Here is a 17,605-nt window from a genome sequence, read left to right on the forward strand (position 1 = left end):
TTTACATTCCGAACCCGGAAGCTAAGCCTTTCAGCGCCGATGGTACTGCAGGGGGGACCCTGTGGGAGAGTAGGACGCCGCCGAACAATCATTGTAGAAAAGCCCCGTACCGGGAAACCGGTACGGGGCTTTTCTGCGTTCACGGGCAAAAATCGCTGGCCGGTGCTTCGGTACCGGTGGAATCCTTGCCGGCATGGACGCAGACCCCGCAGACCCCGCAGACCTCGTCGAGCAGGCGCGACGCATCGCCCGCGCACGTTTTCCGGATGCCCTTGCCGTGATCCTGGCCGGCTCCTCGGCCGCGGGGAGGGCGAGGTCCACGAGCGATCTCGACATCGCGGTGCTCGTCGAGGACGGCGGAGAGACCTACCGGGAGACGCTGCGGTTCGAGGGGCGCCTGGTGGAGCTCTTCGTCCACACGCGGGCCGGGCTGGCCGAGCTCTTCGCCGCGGACGTCACCACCCGGCGTGCGGTGCTTCCCCTCATGTACGCGAGCGGTGTCGTGCTGGTGGACCGGGACGGGGAGGCGGGACGGGCCCGGGCCTCGGCCGAGGCGGTCCTGCGGCTCGGGCCGCCGGTGTGGGATGCAGATGCGGTGGAGAGCAGGCGGTACGGGCTGACGGACGCCCTGGACGATCTGGGTGACGCGGAGGACCCCGTCGAGCGGGTGGCCGTCGCCGGGGTGGTTCTTGCCGGGGCGGCCGAGCTGCTCTTCGACCACCGCCGGGCGTGGAGCGGCGGCGGGAAGTGGCTGCCCCGCCGGCTGGAGGAGGCGGACCCGCGGCTCGGGAAGGCCCTGCTCGACGGGCATCTGCACGTGTGCGCGACCGGAGACCCGGCGGGGTTGGCCGCGGCCGCCTCCGAGGTACTGGACCTCGTCGGCGGGCCGCTGCGCGAGGGCTATCGCAGGACCTGGCCCGGCGCCGTCGACCCGGTCGCGACGGCTCCCGGGCACCGGGCCGGGTGAGCGCAGGTTCTTTGGATGTCCTGCGGATGCCCGGCATGGGGTCCGGTTGGATTGGCACTTTCGGCTCGTAGGGTTGTCGCATGGGCTACGACCTCGTCATCTTCGACAACGACGGCGTGCTGGTGGACAGTGAGCCGCTCGCCAACAGCATCCTCGCCGGGTACCTGACCGAGCTGGGCCACCCGACCTCGTACGAGGAGTCGCTCCGCGACTACATGGGCGCCGCGGTCCACCGGGTCCACGACCTGGTGCGGGAGCGGACCGGGCAGGCGCTGCCGGCCGACTTCGACAGCACGCTGCACGCCCGTACCTTCGCCGCCTTCGAGCGGGAGCTCAAGCCGGTCCCCGGGGTCGAGGGGGTGCTGGCGGCCCTGGTCGAGAGCGGGACGGCGTACTGCCTCGCGTCCTCCGGGACCCACGAGCGGATCCGGGTCGGGCACCGGGCGGCCGGGCTCGACGAGTGGTTCGAGGAGGAGTGGATCTTCAGCTCGGAGGACGTGGGCAAGGGCAAGCCGGCCCCGGACCTGTTCCTGCACGCGGCGGACCAGATGGGTGTGGCGCCCGGCCGGTGCGTGGTGGTCGAGGACAGCCCGCTGGGCGTCCAGGCCGCGCTGGCCGCCGGGATGGACGTGTTCGGGTACACCGCGATGGTGCCGGCCGACCGGCTGCCCGGCGCCACCGGCTACTTCGGCGACATGAACCAGCTCGCAGGGCTGCTGGGGCTGGCGGAGAGCGCCGGCTCCGAGACCGGTTACACCGGCTACAGCGGTGGGTTCTCGCACTGACCCAATCGATATGTGATCGCTCTACCCACCGGTAGGACCGGCGCCTACGCTGAGCCGCCATGACAGCAGACGTGCGGCTGCGCCGCGGGCGCGGGGCGTTGGGGTTCAGTTTCTTCGTGCAGGGCGTGGCCTTCGCCCTGCTCGTGACGCGGATCCCCGCCATTCAGGACCGGTACGGGATATCCGACGCACTGCTGCCCGTGTTCCTGGCCGCCGTGCCGATCCTCGCCGGTGTGTCCAGCGTGGTCACCGAGCACCTGGTGAAGCGGGTCGCGCCCAGCACCGTACTGCGGTGGGCACAGCCCCTGGTGCTGCTCGCCCTGCTGGGGGTCGGCGCCGGCAGCGAGATGTGGCACGTGGCACTCGCACTCGGTGCCTTCGGGCTGTTCGTGGGGGCGCTCGACGCCTCCATGAACATGCTCGGGGTGAGCCTGCAGGGCGCCTACGGGCGCAGCATCATGCTCGGCTTCCACGCCTCGTACAGCCTCGGCGGGATCCTGGGCGCTTCCGCCGCGTGGGCGGGGGCGCACTGGCACCTCTCGCTCTTCAGCTCGTACGTGCCCGCCGTGGTGGTCCTGCTGCCGCTCGCGCTGCTCGCCAGCCGGTTCTACGTGGACCAGGACGCCAAGACGGCCGGATCCGGCGCCGCCAAGGGGCTCGGGCCGGGCGGCTTCAAGCTGCTGCTGCCGCTGTGCCTGGTGATGGCGTGCGCGTACATCGGGGACTCGACGGTCTCGAACTGGAGCGCCAAGTACCTCCAGGACGTGCTCGGCAGCTCCGAGCAGCTGGCCACCGTCCCGTACAACGTCTACATGGTGACCACCCTGCTCGGGCGGGCCGTCGGGGACCTCGGGGTGCGGCGCTTCGGGGCCGTGGCCGTCGTCCGGATGGGGACGGTCGTCGCGGCGGGCGGGTTCGCCGTGGTCGCGGTGGCGCCCGGGGCGTGGGTGGGCATGCTCGGCTTCACCCTGCTGGGGTTCGGGCTGTGCGTGATCGTGCCGCAGACCTTCGCCGCCGCGGGCCGGCTGTTCCCGGACTCCTCCGACACCGCCATCGCGCGGCTCAACATCTTCAACTACGTCGGATTCCTCATCGGAGCACCGCTCGTCGGCGGGATCGGCGACGCCTGGAGCTACCGGGGGGCGATGCTCGTGCCGATGGTGCTGGTGCTCGTCACTCTTTTCTACGCCCGCTCGTTCGCCCCGGAGCCCGCCCGATACGGTGTCCGGCATGAGCGGCGAACCGGTGACCGGGCTGTTGATGTGGGACGAGGCGGTAACGAAGTATGACTTCGGGCCGGGCCATCCGATGGACCCGGTGCGCCTTGAACTGACCATGGGCCTCGTACGGGCCTTCGGGCTCGACCGGGAGCTGGAGGTACGGGCGGGCCGGCCGGCCGGTGACTCGACGCTGCGGCTGGTCCACCGCGAGGACTACGTGGCGGCCGTGCGCGAGGTGTCGGCCGACCCCGGGGTCGCGGACGGTTCGTACGGGCTGGGGACGGCGGACGATCCGGCCTTCCACGGGATGCACGAGGCGTCCGCGCTGATCGCCGGGCAGTCGGTGGCGGCGGCCGAGGCGATCTGGCGCGGGGAGGCCGGGCACGCCGTGAACTTCGCCGGCGGGCTGCACCACGCGATGCCCGGCGGGGCGGCCGGGTTCTGCGTGTACAACGACGCGGCGCTGGCGATCGCCCGGCTGCTGGAGCTGGGGGCCGAGCGGGTCGCGTACGTGGACGTGGACGTGCACCACGGGGACGGGGTCCAGGCGGCTTTCTGGGACGACCCGCGGGTGCTGACGATCTCGATGCACGAGCATCCGCGGACGCTGTTCCCGCAGACGGGCTGGCCGGAGGAGACGGGCGGGCCGGCGGCGGAAGGGTCGGCGGTCAACATCGCACTGCCCGCCGGGACCGGGGACGAGGGGTGGCTGCGGGCCTTCCACGCGGTGGTGCCGGAGCTCTTGGAGGAGTTCCGGCCGCAGGTGCTGGTGACGCAGCACGGGGCCGATACGCACGTCGAGGACCCGCTGGCACACCTGGCGGTGTCGCTGGACGCGCAGCGGGCGGTGATGGAGGCGTGCGATGAGCTGGCGCACGCCTGGGTGGAGGGTGGGCGGTGGCTGGCCCTCGGCGGGGGCGGGTATGCCGTCGTGGACGTGGTGCCGCGGTCGTGGACGCATCTGGTGGCGATCGCCGGGCATCGGCCGATTCCGGGGGAGACGGCTGTGCCGGGGTCTTGGCGGGATGCGGTGTATGCGCGGACGGGGGGGCTGGCGCCCGGGCGGATGACGGACGGGCGGGTGCCCGACTGGCGGAGCTGGGATGCCGGGTACGACCCTGCGGACCGGATCGACCAGGCCGTACTGGCCACCCGGCGGGCGGTGTTCCCGCTGCGCGGGCTGCTGGCCTGAGCCCTGCGGGGCCGTCCCCTACCCGCCCTTCCACCGTTCCCCGGGCTGCGCCCGGACCGCTTCTGGGGCTCCGCCCCAGACCCCGGTCCTCAAACGCCGGACGGCTGAACATGCCCGGGGTTACGCCAACGGGTGTGGGATTGGCCGGAACTGGTGAGCCGTCAGGGTGGGTGCGGGAGCATCGGGAGGGTGTTGAGTACCGGCGCGTTGCGTGCGCATCTGCTGGCCGCCCGCCTGGCCGGGCCCGTCGCGACCTCTCGGGAGGAAAGCCTGCGCAGTTACCGGCTGTTCGCGGCGCGGGACCCGCGGGTGCTGCTGGGGCTGGATCCCGCGTGGGGGTGGGGCGAGGGGGACCTGCTGCGGCTGATGGCGCAGAAGTGCGGGGTCTCGGCGGATCCCGCGCACGTCAGCGGGCCGGACTCGATCGATCCGGAGCTGACGGTGGCGGGGCTGGAGGCCTTCGCGGAGCGGCTGCGGGCGGTGGCGGCGGCCCGGGCGCCGGTGCTGTTCGGGACCGGTCACCCGCACCGGCTCCTGGGCTTCTACGCCACTTTGGCGGGGTCGTTGTCGGCGGCGGGATGTGAAGTCCTCACTCCGGCGCGGGGGGCACCCGTGGACATGCAGACCCGGTTCGGCGTACGCACGCACCGCATCGATTACGTACGAGGGGTCGCACTGGTGCGGGAAGACGGCGCGCGGCCGGACGGGAGTGACACCGGCGCACACTCCCATTCGCCGCTGCCGGTTCGGATCGCGCTCGGGGCGCTGGCGGAGGCCGGCGGGCCGTTGCCGGAGCTGGTGGTGGGGGACCACGGGTGGGTCTGCGGCGCAGGTCAGCTCGGTGTGGAGGCGATCGGGCTGGCCGATACCGATGATCCCGCTCTGTTCGTGGGGGAGGCCGAGGGGCAGGTGTCGGTGGCGGTTCCACTTGATGACGCGGTGCGTGCGGACTACTACCGACCGCTCACTCGCTATGTACTCAATCGGGCGAGTCTGTCGCTTCGTCAGGAGTGGACGTAGCTCCTCTTCCCCACTCGTATCACACGCCCCTACTCTGGGGAGTGAGCGTGCGACGACGGGGCGTAACCGGAGGGGAAGCCGGTGCCCGTCATGCGCGGAAGGTCAAGGTGTGTCATGGCTGCTGGCGAGAGGCCTCTCAGTGAGGTTCAGTTCCTGACCGTGGCGGAGGTCGCCTCGGTGATGCGAGTGTCGAAGATGACCGTGTACCGCTTGGTGCACAACGGTCATCTGCCCGCAATCCGGGTGGGACGGTCCTTCCGGGTCCCCGAGAATGCGGTGCACGAGTACCTCCGCGAGTCCTTCGTGGGGGTGGAATCGGCCTGAGGGCAAGGGCCGGGAGCGCGCGGTTACCCCTCGGGGGCACTCGGATTACAAGCTCAGAGCTCGGGCGGGTAGGCTAGGCCGACGTAGGTCGTGTGGGCCCCGACGCCCCGCACCGAATAAAGAGAAGTGAGCGAGGGTAGTCGTGGGCTCTGTTATCAAGAAGCGGCGCAAGCGGATGGCTAAGAAGAAGCACCGCAAGCTGCTCAAGCGCACCCGCGTCCAGCGCCGTAACAAGAAGTAAACGGCAGCTGTACGTGTTTACCGCAGCCCCTCCACCATTCTGGTGGAGGGGCTGCGGTGCAGCCGGGGGACTTCTTCGAGGGAGGCGCTGAGCTCGTGGGGAAGGTCGTGCTGGTCACCGGGGCTGCCCGGCAGCTGGGGGGCCGCTTCGTGCGGCGGATCCAGCGGGACCCGGAGGTCGAGCGGGTGATCGCGGTCGACGCGGTGACCCCGCCGCACCGGCTCGGCTCGGCCGAGTTCGTCCGTGCGGACATCAGGCAGTCGGCGATCGCCCGGGTGCTGGCCGAGAACGCCGTGGACACGGTGGTCCATCTCGCGGTGACCGGGGGAGCGGGGACGGGCGCGGGCTCCGTCTCGTACGGCACGGTCAAGGAGACCAACGTCATCGGGACGATGCAGCTCCTGGGAGCCTGCCAGAAGTCCCCGACGGTCCGGCGGCTCGTGGTCAAGTCCAGTACCAGTGTGTACGGGGGCACCTCGCGGGATCCGGCCGTCTTCACCGAGACCACGCAGCCGAAGTCGCTGCCCACCGCCGGCTTCGCCAAGGACGCCACCGAGGTCGAGGGGTACGTACGCGGCTTCGCGCGCAGGCGGCCCGATGTCGCGGTGTGCGTGCTGCGGTTCGCCAACATCCTGGGGCCCTTCGCCGACTCGGCGCTCGCCGAGTACTTCTCGATGCCGCTGATCCCGACCGTGCTGGGCTACGACCCGCGGTTGCAGTTCGTGCACGAGGACGACGTACTGGACGTGCTGCGGCTGGCCTCGCAGACCAGCGGGCCCGGCGGGCTCAGCGGGACCTTCAACATCGCCGGCGACGGGGTGCTGCTGCTGTCGCAGTGCGCGCGGCGGCTGGGACGGCCGACGGTGCCGCTGCTGCTGCCCGCGGTGACCTGGGTGGGTGCGGCGCTGCGGGCGGTCGGGGCGACGGAGTTCTCGCCCGAGCAGATAAGGCTCCTCACGCACGGGCGGGTCGTGGAGACCGCGCAGATGCGGGAGGTGCTGGGATTCGAGCCGATGTATACGACCGCCGAGACCTTCGCCGACTTCACGCGGAGCCGGAGCGGCGGGCTGCTGCCCCCGGACCGGGTGGCGCGGGCCGTGGACCGGGTGGCCGGGGTGCTGGACGTGGACATGGATGGAGCGCAGCGATAGTGGCGGACGCCAAGGTCATTCCGTTCGACGAGGACCGGCCGCGACGGCGGTCCTCGCCCGCCCGGCGGGTGCGGGTCGCGCCGGAGGTGCCGCTCGCGCCCGTCGCGGAGCCGGTCGGGCCGGAGCCGGTGGTGGAGGCCGTCACGGAGCCGGCGGGCGACGCCTGGGACCGGCGGATCGCCGGCGGGCTGGCGTTCCTGCGGCGCCGGATCACCGGGGAGTACGAGGTCGACGACTTCGGCTACGACAAGGAGCTGACGGACCAGGTCCTGATGTCCCTGATGCGGCCGCTGTACGACAAGTACTTCCGGGTCGAGGTCAAGGGCATCGAGAACATCCCGAAGGAGGGCGGTGCGCTGATCGTGGCGAACCACTCCGGGACGTTGCCGCTGGACGGTCTGATGCTGCAGGTCGCCGTGCACGACCAGCACCCGGCGCAGCGGCACCTGCGGCTGCTGGCGGCGGACCTGGTGTTCATGCTCCCGGTGGTGAACGAGCTGGCGCGGAAGGCCGGGCACACCCTGGCGTGCGCGGAGGACGCGCAGCGGCTCCTGGAGGCCGGGGAGCTGGTGGGCGTGATGCCCGAGGGCTTCAAGGGGATAGGGAAGCCGTTCGGGGACCGGTACAAGCTCCAGCGGTTCGGGCGGGGCGGGTTCGTGTCCACGGCGCTGCGCGCGGGGACGCCGATCGTGCCCTGCTCGATCGTGGGGGCGGAGGAGATCTACCCCATGATCGGGAACTCGAAGACGCTGGCGCGGCTGCTGGGGATCCCGTACTTCCCGATCACGCCGACGTTCCCGCTGCTGGGGCCGCTGGGTGCGGTGCCGCTGCCGACGAAGTGGACGATCCAGTTCGGGGAGCCGATCCCGACGGACGGGTACGCGGCGGAGGCCGCCGAGGATCCGATGCTGATGTTCAACCTGACGGATCAGGTGCGGGAGCAGATCCAGCACACGCTGTACAAGCTGCTGGTGCAGCGGAGGTCCGTCTTCTTCTGACGGGCGGGTTCTGACGGGCGGGCACGACGCGAACGAACGCCGGTGGGGCTGGATGTCCAGCCCCACCGGCGTTCGTCGTCAGTCGGCGTCCTCCGCCTTGATGCCCAGGCCCGGGAGCAGGCCGGGGAGGAGGGGCGGGAGGGTGATGTCCGGGTGGGCGGGCGTGGGAGTGCCGGCCGGTTCGGACGGGGTGGACTGGCCCTGGCCCGCGGGCGGGTTCAGGAGGTTGCCCGTGCCGCCCAGGAGGCCGCCGCCGTCCGGGGGCGGAGACTTCGGGGAACCCGATGCCGACGGCGTCGGGGCCGCGGACGGGTTGCCCGAGGAGGGCGCCGTCTGCTGCTTGCCCGCCGGGGCGCTCGGCTTCGTGGAAGGTCCGGAGCCGCGGGTCTGTTCCGGAGGCTTCGGGAGCAGGCTCTGGAGCGGCTCCACGTCTTGGTCTATGGCCTGGAAGACCGACTCCACCTCACCGCCCACGTCCGTGAGCTGCGCCGGGAGGTTGCCCCGGAGCTTGGCCCACGCGTCCCGGTGTGAACGGGAGAACGAGGACAGCGCCTGGATCGGGCCGAGCGAGCCGTCCCGTTCGTAGGCGGCCTGGAGCAGCCGGTGGCCCTCCGAGGCATCGTGCTTCATGCCCGCGAGGGCTCGGCGGATCGCGCCGAGCGACTCGTGGTCGAGCGCGCCGAGGCGGCCGCGCTCCATGAGCCGGCGGGCTTCCGACAGGCGGCTCGAGGCCTGGTCGAGATAGAGCTCGCCCCGGTCCGAATCGCCGTCGGCCATCCCGAGCCGGATGTCCTCCATGCCCCGCTTCACGGGGTACAGGTGGTCACCCGGCAGGGCGTCCGTGCTGGCAGCGGCCACTCCGCTGAAGGCCCCTGCGGCCACACCTACGGTGAGACCGCCTGCCGCAATGCCCTTGGACCAGCGGGAGCGGGGCCGCAATTTCCGGAGCGAGGTCGCCCGGTGGGCGCCGCGGCCGGTCCGCTGTTCGGGCACTTGAGGGTCGGCGGCCACGCCGCCTGCGGCCCTCTCTTCCATCACCTTGGCTTCCATGGCGGCAATGAGCTGGGCTCTTTGCACCACTTTGACCTCGGGGTCCAGCACCGGGCGCGGCATTCTTTCGCCGAGCACGCTCGCCAGGGCCAACAACCGGTCGTGGTCGGCAGGTTCGGCAGGTGCCTCGGACTGCTCGGCCGCCGGGTCCGGTTCCGAAAGGTCGGACGGGGTCCGCTCCTCCAGGGCCTGGGCGAAGGCGTTCGCCCGCCGGTGCGGAGTCACGTTCGCGATCACTGGCGGCACCTCCTCTCGTCATGACGATCGACTCCCCAAGGTGTCCGGAAGGTTGCCTTCCTTGAGCACATCCACACTTTCGAGTGAGCGGCTTCGGTCAGGGCTTGTCCACAGGGAGCCTGCATTCCCCACAACGAGCGGCGCGGCACTTGGGTTACGGACGAAGGATGATCGGACCACAGCGTCATGGGAATCGGCAGTGTCGTCACTGTCGTCGGTGTCATCAAGGTCATCAGGGAGGGGTACCGGAATGTGAGAGGGGGGCGGCGTCAGCGGGCGTCGTCGGGGAGGAGGCGGGCCAGCGTGCGGACCGCCCGGTACTGGAGGGTCTTGATCGCGCCCTCGTTCTTTCCCATCACCCTGGCCGTCTCGGCGACCGAGAGGCCCTGCAGGAAGCGCAAGGTGACGCACTCCTGCTGCTGCGGATTGAGTTTCCGTACGGCTTCCAGCAGGGCCGCGTTGGAGAGGGACTCCAGGACGGAGTCCTCGGGGGACCGTTCCACCTCGTTGGCGTCGAGCATTTCGCCGGTGGTGACTTCCAGGCGGAAGCGGCTCGACTTGAAGTGGTCGGCGACCAGGTTGCGGGCGATCGTCACGAGCCAGGCGCCGAAGTCGCGGCCCTGCCAGGTGAAGGTGGAGATGCGGCGCAGCGCACGCAGGAAGGTCTCGCTGGTGAGATCCTCCGCGGTCGCCTTGCCGCCGACGCGGTAATAGATGTAGCGGTAGACGGTGTCGCTGTACTGGTCGTACAGGCGGCCGAAGGCGTCGGCCTCGCCGGCCTGGGCGCGTTCGACCAGGTCCATCATGCGGGCCTGGTCGCTGTCCGCGGTGGGACGGCGGGCGGCGGGCGCGGTGGTCCCGGCGGCTGCGCCCCCGGCGGACGAGCCGCCGGCGCGACCGCGTCTGCCCACCGTTGCCCCGCCGTCGGTCAGGGCGTAGCAAGGACCGGCCGGGCCGAGTCCGGCGGGGACCGCGGTGGCGAATGCGGGGGCGGTGTACGCGGTGGGGACGAAGCCGCGCAGCTGGTCGAGGACCGTTGCGCGCAGCGTAGCCAGGCCCGAGGCGTCAACCCCGACAGGTGGGTACACGGGACTCCCAGAGGCAGAGCTTCCATCACGTGCAGTGCGGGACCGTTCACCCGTCGTAGCGACAGATGGCGGTGGCATGCGTTTGAGGAGAATAACGCTTCGTACAGGCAGCGCTACACCCAGTTGCTCAAATCACCGGTTACGACACTTCTGTTGCGTGTCGAGGGCATATTCAGGCACAGATGGTGATCGATTCTTGATCACTTGGATGCGCGGAATGCCTGCTTCCACGGTGGCTCGCGACCGAGTGGGGCAGGGCGGAGTGCCGCGCCGGGGGCGCGGGTAGAGGTGAGCGAATGTGCCGGGCGGGGGAGGGTGCCGGGCGTGGTGGCGCGGGAGGCCGGGCAGGGCCCGGTAGGCGCTACTTGCGGCGTCGGTGCAGGGCGATGGCGGCGGCGGTGCCGCCCGCGATCGCGCCGACGCCCGCGGCGGCCGGGACGCCGATCTTCACGGCCTTGCGGCCGGTCCGATAGTCGCGCAGGCGCCAGTCGTTGGTGCGGGCATGCTTGCGCAGTTTTGTGTCGGGATTGATCGCGTACGGGTGTCCGACCAGCGACAGCATCGGAATGTCGTTGTGCGAATCGCTGTACGCCGCGCAGCGCGCGAGATCGAGGCCCTCGGCGGCGGCCAGGGCGCGGACGGCCTCCGCCTTGGCGGGGCCGTGCAGGGGCTCGCCGACCAGCCGGCCGGTGTAGACGCCGTCCACGGACTCGGCGACGGTGCCGAGGGCTCCGGTCAGGCCGAGCCGGCGGGCGATGATCGTGGCGGTCTCGACGGGGGCGGCCGTGACGAGCCAGACCTTCTGGCCGGCGTCGAGGTGGGCCTGGGCCAGGGCGCGGGTGCCCGGCCAGATCCGCTCCGCCATGTACTCGTCGTAGATCTCCTCGCCGATGGACATCAGCTCGGAGACCTTGTGTCCCTTGACGATGGACAGCGCGCTGTCGCGGGCGTCCTGCATGTGCTCGGGGTCCTCGACCCCGGCCAGCCGGAACCAGGCCTGCTGCCAGGCGAAGCGGGCGAGCTCGCGGCGGCGGAAGAACTCGCGCTTGTAGAGGCCGCGGCCGAAGTGGAAGATCGCGGCGCCCTGCATGACGGTGTTGTCGAGGTCGAAGAAGGCGGCGGCCAGGTCGTCGCCGGCGACGGGGAACTCGGCTTCGGCGGGCTCTTCGGGCTCATCGGCCCCGGCGAGCTCCAGTGGAGCCTCCGGCTCCGCCTGCGCCGCGCGTTCCGCTTCGGCGGCTGCGGGGAAGTCCGGGCCGTCGAGCAGATCGTCGGCCAGTGCGGACTTGCGGGCGGCCTCGGCCGAGGCCTCGCCTGCCAGCACGCTCCGCGCGGTGGCGGAGCGCCTACGGGGGGTGAGCCATCCCAGAGCGGCCATGACGCGAGCATAGCCACTGTGTTCGGGAGTTCCCGAACCGATGGGAGTCGGGGGTGTGAACTCTTCACCGCGTCGGACCCGGGCCGGTCGGCGTGCGGGCGCGGGAGAATGGGGGCATGAGCCCTTTGCTGCGCCGTGCCGAAAAGAAGCGTCCGGAGGAGCGGTTGGTCACGCTCATCGGGAAGCCGGGGTGCCATCTCTGTGATGACGCCCAGGAAGTCGTCGAGAAGGTCTGCGCCGAGACGGGCGCACAGTGGGAGAAGAAGGACATTTCGCAGGACGAGGAGTTGTACCGCCTGCACTGGGAGCAGATTCCGGTCGTGCTGGTGGACGGTGAACAGCACACCTTCTGGAGGGTGAACCCTGACCGGCTCCGACGGGCATTGCGGGCTTGAGCCGTCGGGCGGTTACCATCATGGGCGATTTATGGGGTCTCGGGGGCGTATTGGTGAGGAGTGTGTACCGTTTTGCCCCCTTCGGGAATTGAACGGGTTCGGCGTGTCGCCGGTTCCCGGTCCATACGCCCAAGGCGCGTGACCCCGGTCACTTTGGTCGGACAAAGCGGACACAATCTTTGTGCACGCGTTCACAAAGACATAGCCTGCATTCGACGGGGTGGTCCTGGGACAAGTGGCCACCTGCAGCCCCGCTCATCCCGCAGGAGCATCGTGGCAACTGGCCGAACTCACCGACCGGCGACCCGCAGCCGAGGTATTCCCGAGGCCACTGTCGCCCGGCTTCCGCTGTACTTGCGCGCCCTCACCGCGCTCTCCGAGCGATCGGTGCCCACGGTGTCCTCCGAGGAGCTGGCCGCGGCCGCCGGAGTCAACTCCGCGAAGCTCCGCAAGGACTTCTCCTACCTCGGTTCCTACGGGACCCGCGGGGTCGGTTACGACGTGGAGTACCTCGTCTACCAGATCTCCCGCGAGCTCGGGCTGACCCAGGACTGGCCCGTCGTCATCGTCGGCATCGGAAACCTCGGCGCCGCCCTGGCCAACTACGGCGGTTTCGCGTCGCGCGGCTTCCGCGTGGCTGCGCTCATCGACGCCGATCCGGCCATGGCCGGCAAGCCGGTGGCCGGGATGCCCGTGCAGCACACCGATGACCTGGAGAAGATCATCGAGGAGAACGGCGTCTCCATCGGGGTCATCGCGACCCCTGCGGGCGCCGCCCAGCAGGTCAGCGAGCGGCTCATCGCCGCCGGTGTCACCTCCATCCTGAACTTCGCGCCCACCGTGCTGTCCGTGCCCGAGGGCGTCGACGTGCGCAAGGTCGACCTGTCGATCGAGCTGCAGATCCTGGCCTTCCACGAGCAGCGCAAGGCCGGTGAGGAAGCGGCCGCCGCCGCTGCCGCCGGAGGCTCCGCCGCGGGCACCGGCACCGGGGCGGCTCCCGCCGCCGCCGTCGTGCCGCCCGCCGGACGGGCCGCCGCCGTCGCGCGGAAGGGCGGACCCGACGGGGACGTTCCGGCGGTGATGCCGGCATGAGTCTGCTCGTCGTTGGGCTGAGCCATCGCAGCGCGCCCGTGAGCGTGCTGGAGCGGGCCTCGCTGGCCGCCGATGCCAAGGTCAAGCTGCTGCACGACACGCTCGCCGCGGAACCGGCGGCGGAGGCGGCGGTGCTCGCCACCTGCAACCGGATCGAGCTGTACGCCGACGTGGACAAGTTCCACGCCGGTGTCGCCGAGCTGTCGACGCTGCTGGCGCAGCACAGCGGGGTGGCTCTCGAGGAGCTCACTCCTTATCTGTACGTGCACTACGAGGACCGGGCCGTCCACCACTTGTTCTCGGTGGCGTGCGGGCTGGACTCGATGGTCGTGGGCGAGGGGCAGATCCTCGGGCAGATCAAGGACGCGCTGGCGCTGGGGCAGGAGCTCCACACGGCCGGCCGTCTGATCAACGACCTCTTCCAGCAGGCGCTGCGCGTCGGCAAGCGGGCGCACTCCGAGACCGGGATCGACCGGGCGGGGCAGTCGCTCGTGACCTTCGGTCTGGAGCAGCTCGCCGTGCGGGTGCCGGTGGAGGAGTGGGCCGCGGGGAAGCGGGCGCTCGTCATCGGGGCCGGGTCGATGTCCTCGCTGGCCGCGGCGACGCTGGCGCGGGTGGGTGTCGCGGAGGTCGTGGTCGCCAACCGGACCGCCGAGCGGGCGGAGCGGTTGGCCGAGATTCTGGTTGCCTCGGGCACCGGGGTGGCCGCTTCGGCCATTGCGATGTCCGGTGTCGCGGATGAGCTGGCGCGGGTCGACGTCGTCGTGTCCTGTACGGGGGCGACGGGGCTGGTGCTGACCGGGGACGACGTGGCCGTGGCCATGGAGGAGCGCCCTGCGGGGGCTGTCCCCTACCCGCCCTTCCACCGTTCGCCGGAGCTTCGCCCCGGACCCGATGCGGGTGCGGCGCCGTTGCCGGGGACCAGTCCCCGGACCCCTGCGCCTCACACGCCGGCGGGGCTGGATGTGGCCGACGCCGCGCTCGTGGCGCGGCTTGCCGTGCTCGCGGGTGAGGGGCGGCGGATCGCCGATGCCGGGGCCGTGCGGAGCAAGGTGGTCGTCGAGGAGCGGGACGGGTGTCCCGTCGGGCTCGAGGCGCTGGCTTCCGACCCGGGGCGGACCGCCGACGGGCGGGCCGCGCTGGCCGGGGTGGACGCCGGATCGCTGGAGCTGCACGGGACCTGGGCCGACCAGGGCGAGGCCGCCGCGCAGCGGCAGCAGCCGCGCAAGGGCGTACGGAGCCGGCTGGACGCGCAGCCGGTCCGGCTCGCGCTGCTCGACCTGGCCATGCCGCGCGACATCGACGCCGCCGTGCACCGGATCCCCGGGGTGCGGCTGGTCGACATCGAGTCGCTCGCCGAGGCGTCCGCCGACGCGCCCATGGCCGCCGACGTAGACGCCGTACGCGCCATAGTGGCCGCGGAGGTGGCCGCCTTCGGGGCCGCCCAGCGCGCCGCGCACATCACGCCCACCGTGGTCGCCCTGCGCGCCATGGCCGCGGAGGTCGTCGCCATGGAAGTGGCACGGCTCGACGGGCGGGTACCCGATCTCGACGAGCGGCAGCGGGCTGAAGTGACTCAGACCGTCCGGCGCGTCGTCGACAAGCTCCTCCACGCGCCGACCGTGCGCGTCAAGCAGCTCGCGAGCGAGCCCGGCGGCGCCGGGTACGCCGAGGCGCTGCGCGAACTCTTCGATCTCGACCCGCAGACGGTGGCCTCCGTCAGCCGGGCCGACGAGGCTGACAAGAACCACGACTCAGGACGGGCATCATGAATCCACGTCTCGACCAGCCGCTGAGGCTCGGCACGCGGCGCAGCAAGCTGGCCATGTCCCAGTCCGGGCATGTCGCCGAGGCGGTACGGGCGATCACCGGCCGGCCCGTCGAGCTCGTGGAGATCACGACCTACGGTGACGTGTCCCGCGAGAGCCTTTCGCAGATCGGCGGCACCGGCGTCTTCGTCACCGCCCTGCGCGAGGCCCTGGTGCGCGGTGAAGTCGACTTCGCCGTGCACTCGCTGAAGGACCTTCCCACCACGCAGCCCGACGAGCTCGTCATCGCGGCGATGCCGCAGCGCGAGGACCCGCGCGACGCGCTCGTCGCCCGCGACGGCCTGACCTTCGAGCAGCTGCCCGACGGTGCGCGCATCGGCACCGGGTCGCCGCGCCGCAGGTCGCAGCTGCACGCGTACGCCCGCTCGCTGGGGAAGGTCATCGAGACCGTCGCCATCCGCGGCAACGTCGACACCCGGATCGGCTTCGTGCGCGACGGTGAGCTCGACGCGGTCGTGCTGGCCGCCGCCGGGCTCAACCGGATCGGCCGCGGCGACGAGGCCACCGACCTGATCTCCGTGGACAACATGCTGCCCGCGCCCGGCCAGGGTGCCCTGGCCGTGGAGTGTCTGGCGTCCGAGACGGACCTGATCTCCGCGCTCGCCGAGCTCGACGACCCGTACACCCGGGCCGCCGTGACCGCCGAACGCGCCCTGCTCGGCGCCCTGGAGGCCGGCTGCAGCGCCCCCGTGGGCGCGCTCGCCGACCTGCTGGCCGACGGGCAGATTGTCAATGAGATGCGCCTGCGGGGAGTCGTGGGAACCCTCGACGGTTCCACGCTGGTGCAGCTGTCCACCACCGGTCCCGTGCCCCAGTCGTACGACGAGGCCATGGCGCTCGGCCGCGAACTCGCGGACGAGATGCTGGCCAAGGGCGCGGCCGGTCTGATGGGGGAGCGGTCGCTTTGAACCCCACAAGCCCAACCACCTCCGCGTTTCCGTCCGTCGCCGTCCAGGGGCACGTCACCTTCCTCGGTGCCGGCCCGGGCGACCCGGGACTGCTGACGCTGCGCGCCGTGGAGGCCCTGGCCGCCGCGGACGTACTGATCGCGGAGCCCGAGGTGCTCGAGGTCGTACGTACGCATGCGCGCGCGGGGGTGGACACGCCACAGCTGACGATTGCTGACGAGAAGTCAGCAGCCGCCGGAGTCCCGGTCATCCGAGATGCCGCCAATCTTGTCATGGAGGCCGCGCGCTCCGGCAGGCGGGTCGTCCGTGCCGTCACCGGCGACCCCGGGCTCGACGGGAACGCGGCCGAGGAGATGCTCGCCTGCGCCACCGGCGGCATCCCCTTCGAGGTCGTCCCCGGTGTCGCGACCGCCGTCGGCGTGCCCGCGTACGCCGGTGTTCCGCTGGCCGGCAAGCAGGGTGCGGACGTGCGGTTCGTGAACGCGCGGACCGCCTCCCCGCGCTGCTGGAGCGAGGTGGGCGCCAGCGACGGCATCCTCGTCGTCTCCGCGACGCTGGAGACCGTCTCGGCGGCGGCGTCCGAGCTGATCGGCGCCGGGCGCAAGCCCGACACCCCGCTCACCGTGACCGTGGCCGGTACGACGACCCGCCAGCGCACCTGGAGCGCGACCCTCGGGACCATCGCCCAGGTGTTCAAGCAGGGCAAGATCCTTCCGTCGCCGGAGGGCGCGCGCTCCGTCATAGCCGTGGTCGGGGAGCACGGCGCCGTCGCGCGCCGCGAGGAACTGTCCTGGTTCGAGTCGAAGCCGCTGTTCGGCTGGCGCGTGCTCGTGCCGCGCACCAAGGAGCAGGCAGCCTCGCTCTCCGACCAGCTGCGTTCGTACGGCGCGGTGCCCCACGAGGTGCCGACCATCGCCGTGGAGCCGCCGCGCACCCCGCAGCAGATGGAGCGGGCGGTCAAGGGCCTGGTGACGGGCCGGTACGAGTGGATCGCCTTCACCTCGGTGAACGCGGTCAAGGCCGTGCGGGAGAAGTTCGAGGAGTACGGGCTCGACGCCCGTGCCTTCGCCGGAATCAAGGTCGCCGCCGTCGGCGAGCAGACCGCCGCCGCGCTGGTGGAGTTCGGCGTCAAGCCCGACCTCGTGCCCAGCGGCGAGCAGTCCGCCGCCGGACTGCTGGAGGACTGGCCGCCGTACGACCCGGTCTTCGACCCGATCGACCGGGTCTTCCTGCCGCGCGCCGACATCGCCACCGAGACCCTGGTCGCCGGGCTCATCGAGCTCGGGTGGGAGGTCGACGACGTCACCGCCTACCGGACGGTGCGCGCCTCGCCGCCGCCGCAGGACACGCGGGAGGCGATCAAGGGCGGCGGTTTCGACGCCGTTCTCTTCACGTCGTCCTCCACCGTGCGCAACCTCGTCGGCATCGCCGGCAAGCCGCACAACGTCACCGTCATCGCGTGCATCGGCCCGGCCACGGCCAAGACGGCCGAGGAGCACGGGCTGCGGGTCGACGTGCTGTCGCCGGAGCCGAGCGTGAGCAAGCTGGCGGAGGCCCTGGCGGAGTACGGGGCCGCGCGCCGCGAGGCCGCGAAGGAGGCCGGGGAGAGCGTGTACCGGCCGAGCGAGCGGCGGCCGGGGGCGCGCAGGCGTCGTACGACCTGATGAGCGCGTTAGAGGTGTTAGGTGGCAGGGCCCGGGTGCGATGTGCACCCGGGCCCTGTGGCATGT

Annotated in this window: 17 protein-coding genes and 1 rRNA gene; 15 read left to right on the top strand and 3 right to left on the bottom strand. The window is 71.5% G+C overall.

Annotated elements, in window-relative coordinates; all coding sequences use genetic code 11:
• The 10 genes from rrf to ACIA8F_RS27235 all read left to right on the top strand — a co-directional run.
• A 5S ribosomal RNA gene (gene rrf, locus ACIA8F_RS27190) occupies positions 1–86 on the top strand; the annotation flags it as partial.
• A 107-nt stretch (positions 87–193) separates the two neighbouring features.
• Positions 194–967 carry a nucleotidyltransferase domain-containing protein gene (locus tag ACIA8F_RS27195; RefSeq protein ID WP_399382599.1) on the top strand — a complete coding sequence of 258 codons (774 nt, stop codon included), beginning with the start codon at positions 194–196 and terminating at the stop codon, positions 965–967.
• 80 nt (positions 968–1,047) lie between these two features.
• Positions 1,048–1,752 (top strand): HAD family hydrolase, encoded by a 705-nt coding sequence (locus ACIA8F_RS27200; RefSeq protein ID WP_399382601.1) that lies wholly within the window; start codon positions 1,048–1,050, stop codon positions 1,750–1,752.
• 59 nt (positions 1,753–1,811) lie between these two features.
• A complete protein-coding gene (locus ACIA8F_RS27205; RefSeq protein ID WP_399382603.1) occupies positions 1,812–3,041 on the top strand; it encodes an MFS transporter in 1,230 nt (409 codons plus the stop codon).
• Entirely contained in the window at positions 3,013–4,164 is a 1,152-nt protein-coding gene (locus tag ACIA8F_RS27210) for an acetoin utilization protein AcuC (RefSeq protein WP_399382770.1), read from the top strand. The genes ACIA8F_RS27205 and ACIA8F_RS27210 overlap by 29 nt, the downstream gene beginning before the upstream one ends.
• A 189-nt stretch (positions 4,165–4,353) precedes the next feature.
• On the top strand, positions 4,354–5,184 hold the full coding sequence (locus ACIA8F_RS27215; RefSeq protein WP_399382605.1) for a phosphatase: 831 nt from the start codon (positions 4,354–4,356) through the stop codon (positions 5,182–5,184).
• Between the two features lie 114 nt (positions 5,185–5,298).
• A complete protein-coding gene (locus ACIA8F_RS27220; protein ID WP_162688852.1) occupies positions 5,299–5,508 on the top strand; it encodes a helix-turn-helix domain-containing protein in 210 nt (69 codons plus the stop codon).
• 142 nt (positions 5,509–5,650) lie between these two features.
• Positions 5,651–5,749, top strand: coding sequence for a 30S ribosomal protein bS22 (locus tag ACIA8F_RS27225; protein WP_003948845.1), 99 nt, complete (start codon positions 5,651–5,653; stop codon positions 5,747–5,749).
• Positions 5,750–5,844: 95 nt separating this feature from the next.
• The gene (locus ACIA8F_RS27230; protein WP_399382607.1) at positions 5,845–6,900 is read left to right on the top strand and encodes an NAD-dependent epimerase/dehydratase family protein; all 1,056 of its coding nucleotides are present in this window, start codon (positions 5,845–5,847) and stop codon (positions 6,898–6,900) included.
• The gene (locus ACIA8F_RS27235; protein WP_399382609.1) at positions 6,900–7,898 is read left to right on the top strand and encodes a lysophospholipid acyltransferase family protein; all 999 of its coding nucleotides are present in this window, start codon (positions 6,900–6,902) and stop codon (positions 7,896–7,898) included. The genes ACIA8F_RS27230 and ACIA8F_RS27235 overlap by 1 nt, the downstream gene beginning before the upstream one ends.
• A 78-nt stretch (positions 7,899–7,976) precedes the next feature.
• On the opposite strand, the gene ACIA8F_RS27240 is transcribed toward ACIA8F_RS27235, so the two are convergent.
• From ACIA8F_RS27240 to ACIA8F_RS27250, 3 genes are all read right to left on the bottom strand, one after another.
• On the bottom strand, positions 7,977–9,185 hold the full coding sequence (locus tag ACIA8F_RS27240; protein ID WP_399382610.1) for a DUF5667 domain-containing protein: 1,209 nt from the start codon (positions 9,183–9,185) through the stop codon (positions 7,977–7,979).
• 269 nt (positions 9,186–9,454) lie between these two features.
• Positions 9,455–10,273, bottom strand: a complete 819-nt coding sequence (locus ACIA8F_RS27245; RefSeq protein ID WP_266905839.1) for an ECF subfamily RNA polymerase sigma factor, BldN family — start codon at positions 10,271–10,273, stop codon at positions 9,455–9,457.
• Positions 10,274–10,634: 361 nt separating this feature from the next.
• On the bottom strand, positions 10,635–11,651 hold the full coding sequence (locus ACIA8F_RS27250; protein ID WP_399382612.1) for an HAD family hydrolase: 1,017 nt from the start codon (positions 11,649–11,651) through the stop codon (positions 10,635–10,637).
• Between the two features lie 116 nt (positions 11,652–11,767).
• On the opposite strand from ACIA8F_RS27250, the gene ACIA8F_RS27255 reads away from it, so the two are divergent.
• From ACIA8F_RS27255 to ACIA8F_RS27275, 5 genes are all read left to right on the top strand, one after another.
• Complete coding sequence (locus ACIA8F_RS27255; RefSeq protein WP_399382614.1) at positions 11,768–12,046, top strand: glutaredoxin family protein; 279 nt, start codon at positions 11,768–11,770, stop codon at positions 12,044–12,046.
• Between the two features lie 273 nt (positions 12,047–12,319).
• Positions 12,320–13,138, top strand: a complete 819-nt coding sequence (locus tag ACIA8F_RS27260; RefSeq protein WP_399382615.1) for a redox-sensing transcriptional repressor Rex — start codon at positions 12,320–12,322, stop codon at positions 13,136–13,138.
• Positions 13,135–14,910, top strand: coding sequence for a glutamyl-tRNA reductase (locus tag ACIA8F_RS27265; RefSeq protein WP_399382617.1), 1,776 nt, complete (start codon positions 13,135–13,137; stop codon positions 14,908–14,910). The genes ACIA8F_RS27260 and ACIA8F_RS27265 overlap by 4 nt, the downstream gene beginning before the upstream one ends.
• On the top strand, positions 14,907–15,875 hold the full coding sequence (gene hemC / locus ACIA8F_RS27270; RefSeq protein WP_399382619.1) for a hydroxymethylbilane synthase: 969 nt from the start codon (positions 14,907–14,909) through the stop codon (positions 15,873–15,875). Before ACIA8F_RS27265 ends, hemC begins: the two co-directional genes overlap by 4 nt.
• Positions 15,872–17,539: a uroporphyrinogen-III synthase gene (locus ACIA8F_RS27275; protein WP_383953994.1), complete on the top strand. Its 1,668-nt coding sequence runs from the start codon at positions 15,872–15,874 to the stop codon at positions 17,537–17,539. The genes hemC and ACIA8F_RS27275 overlap by 4 nt, the downstream gene beginning before the upstream one ends.
• Positions 17,540–17,605 lie beyond the last annotated feature (66 nt).

Source organism: Streptomyces sp. NPDC051563, assembly GCF_044454225.1.
Classification (GTDB): domain Bacteria; phylum Actinomycetota; class Actinomycetes; order Streptomycetales; family Streptomycetaceae; genus Streptomyces.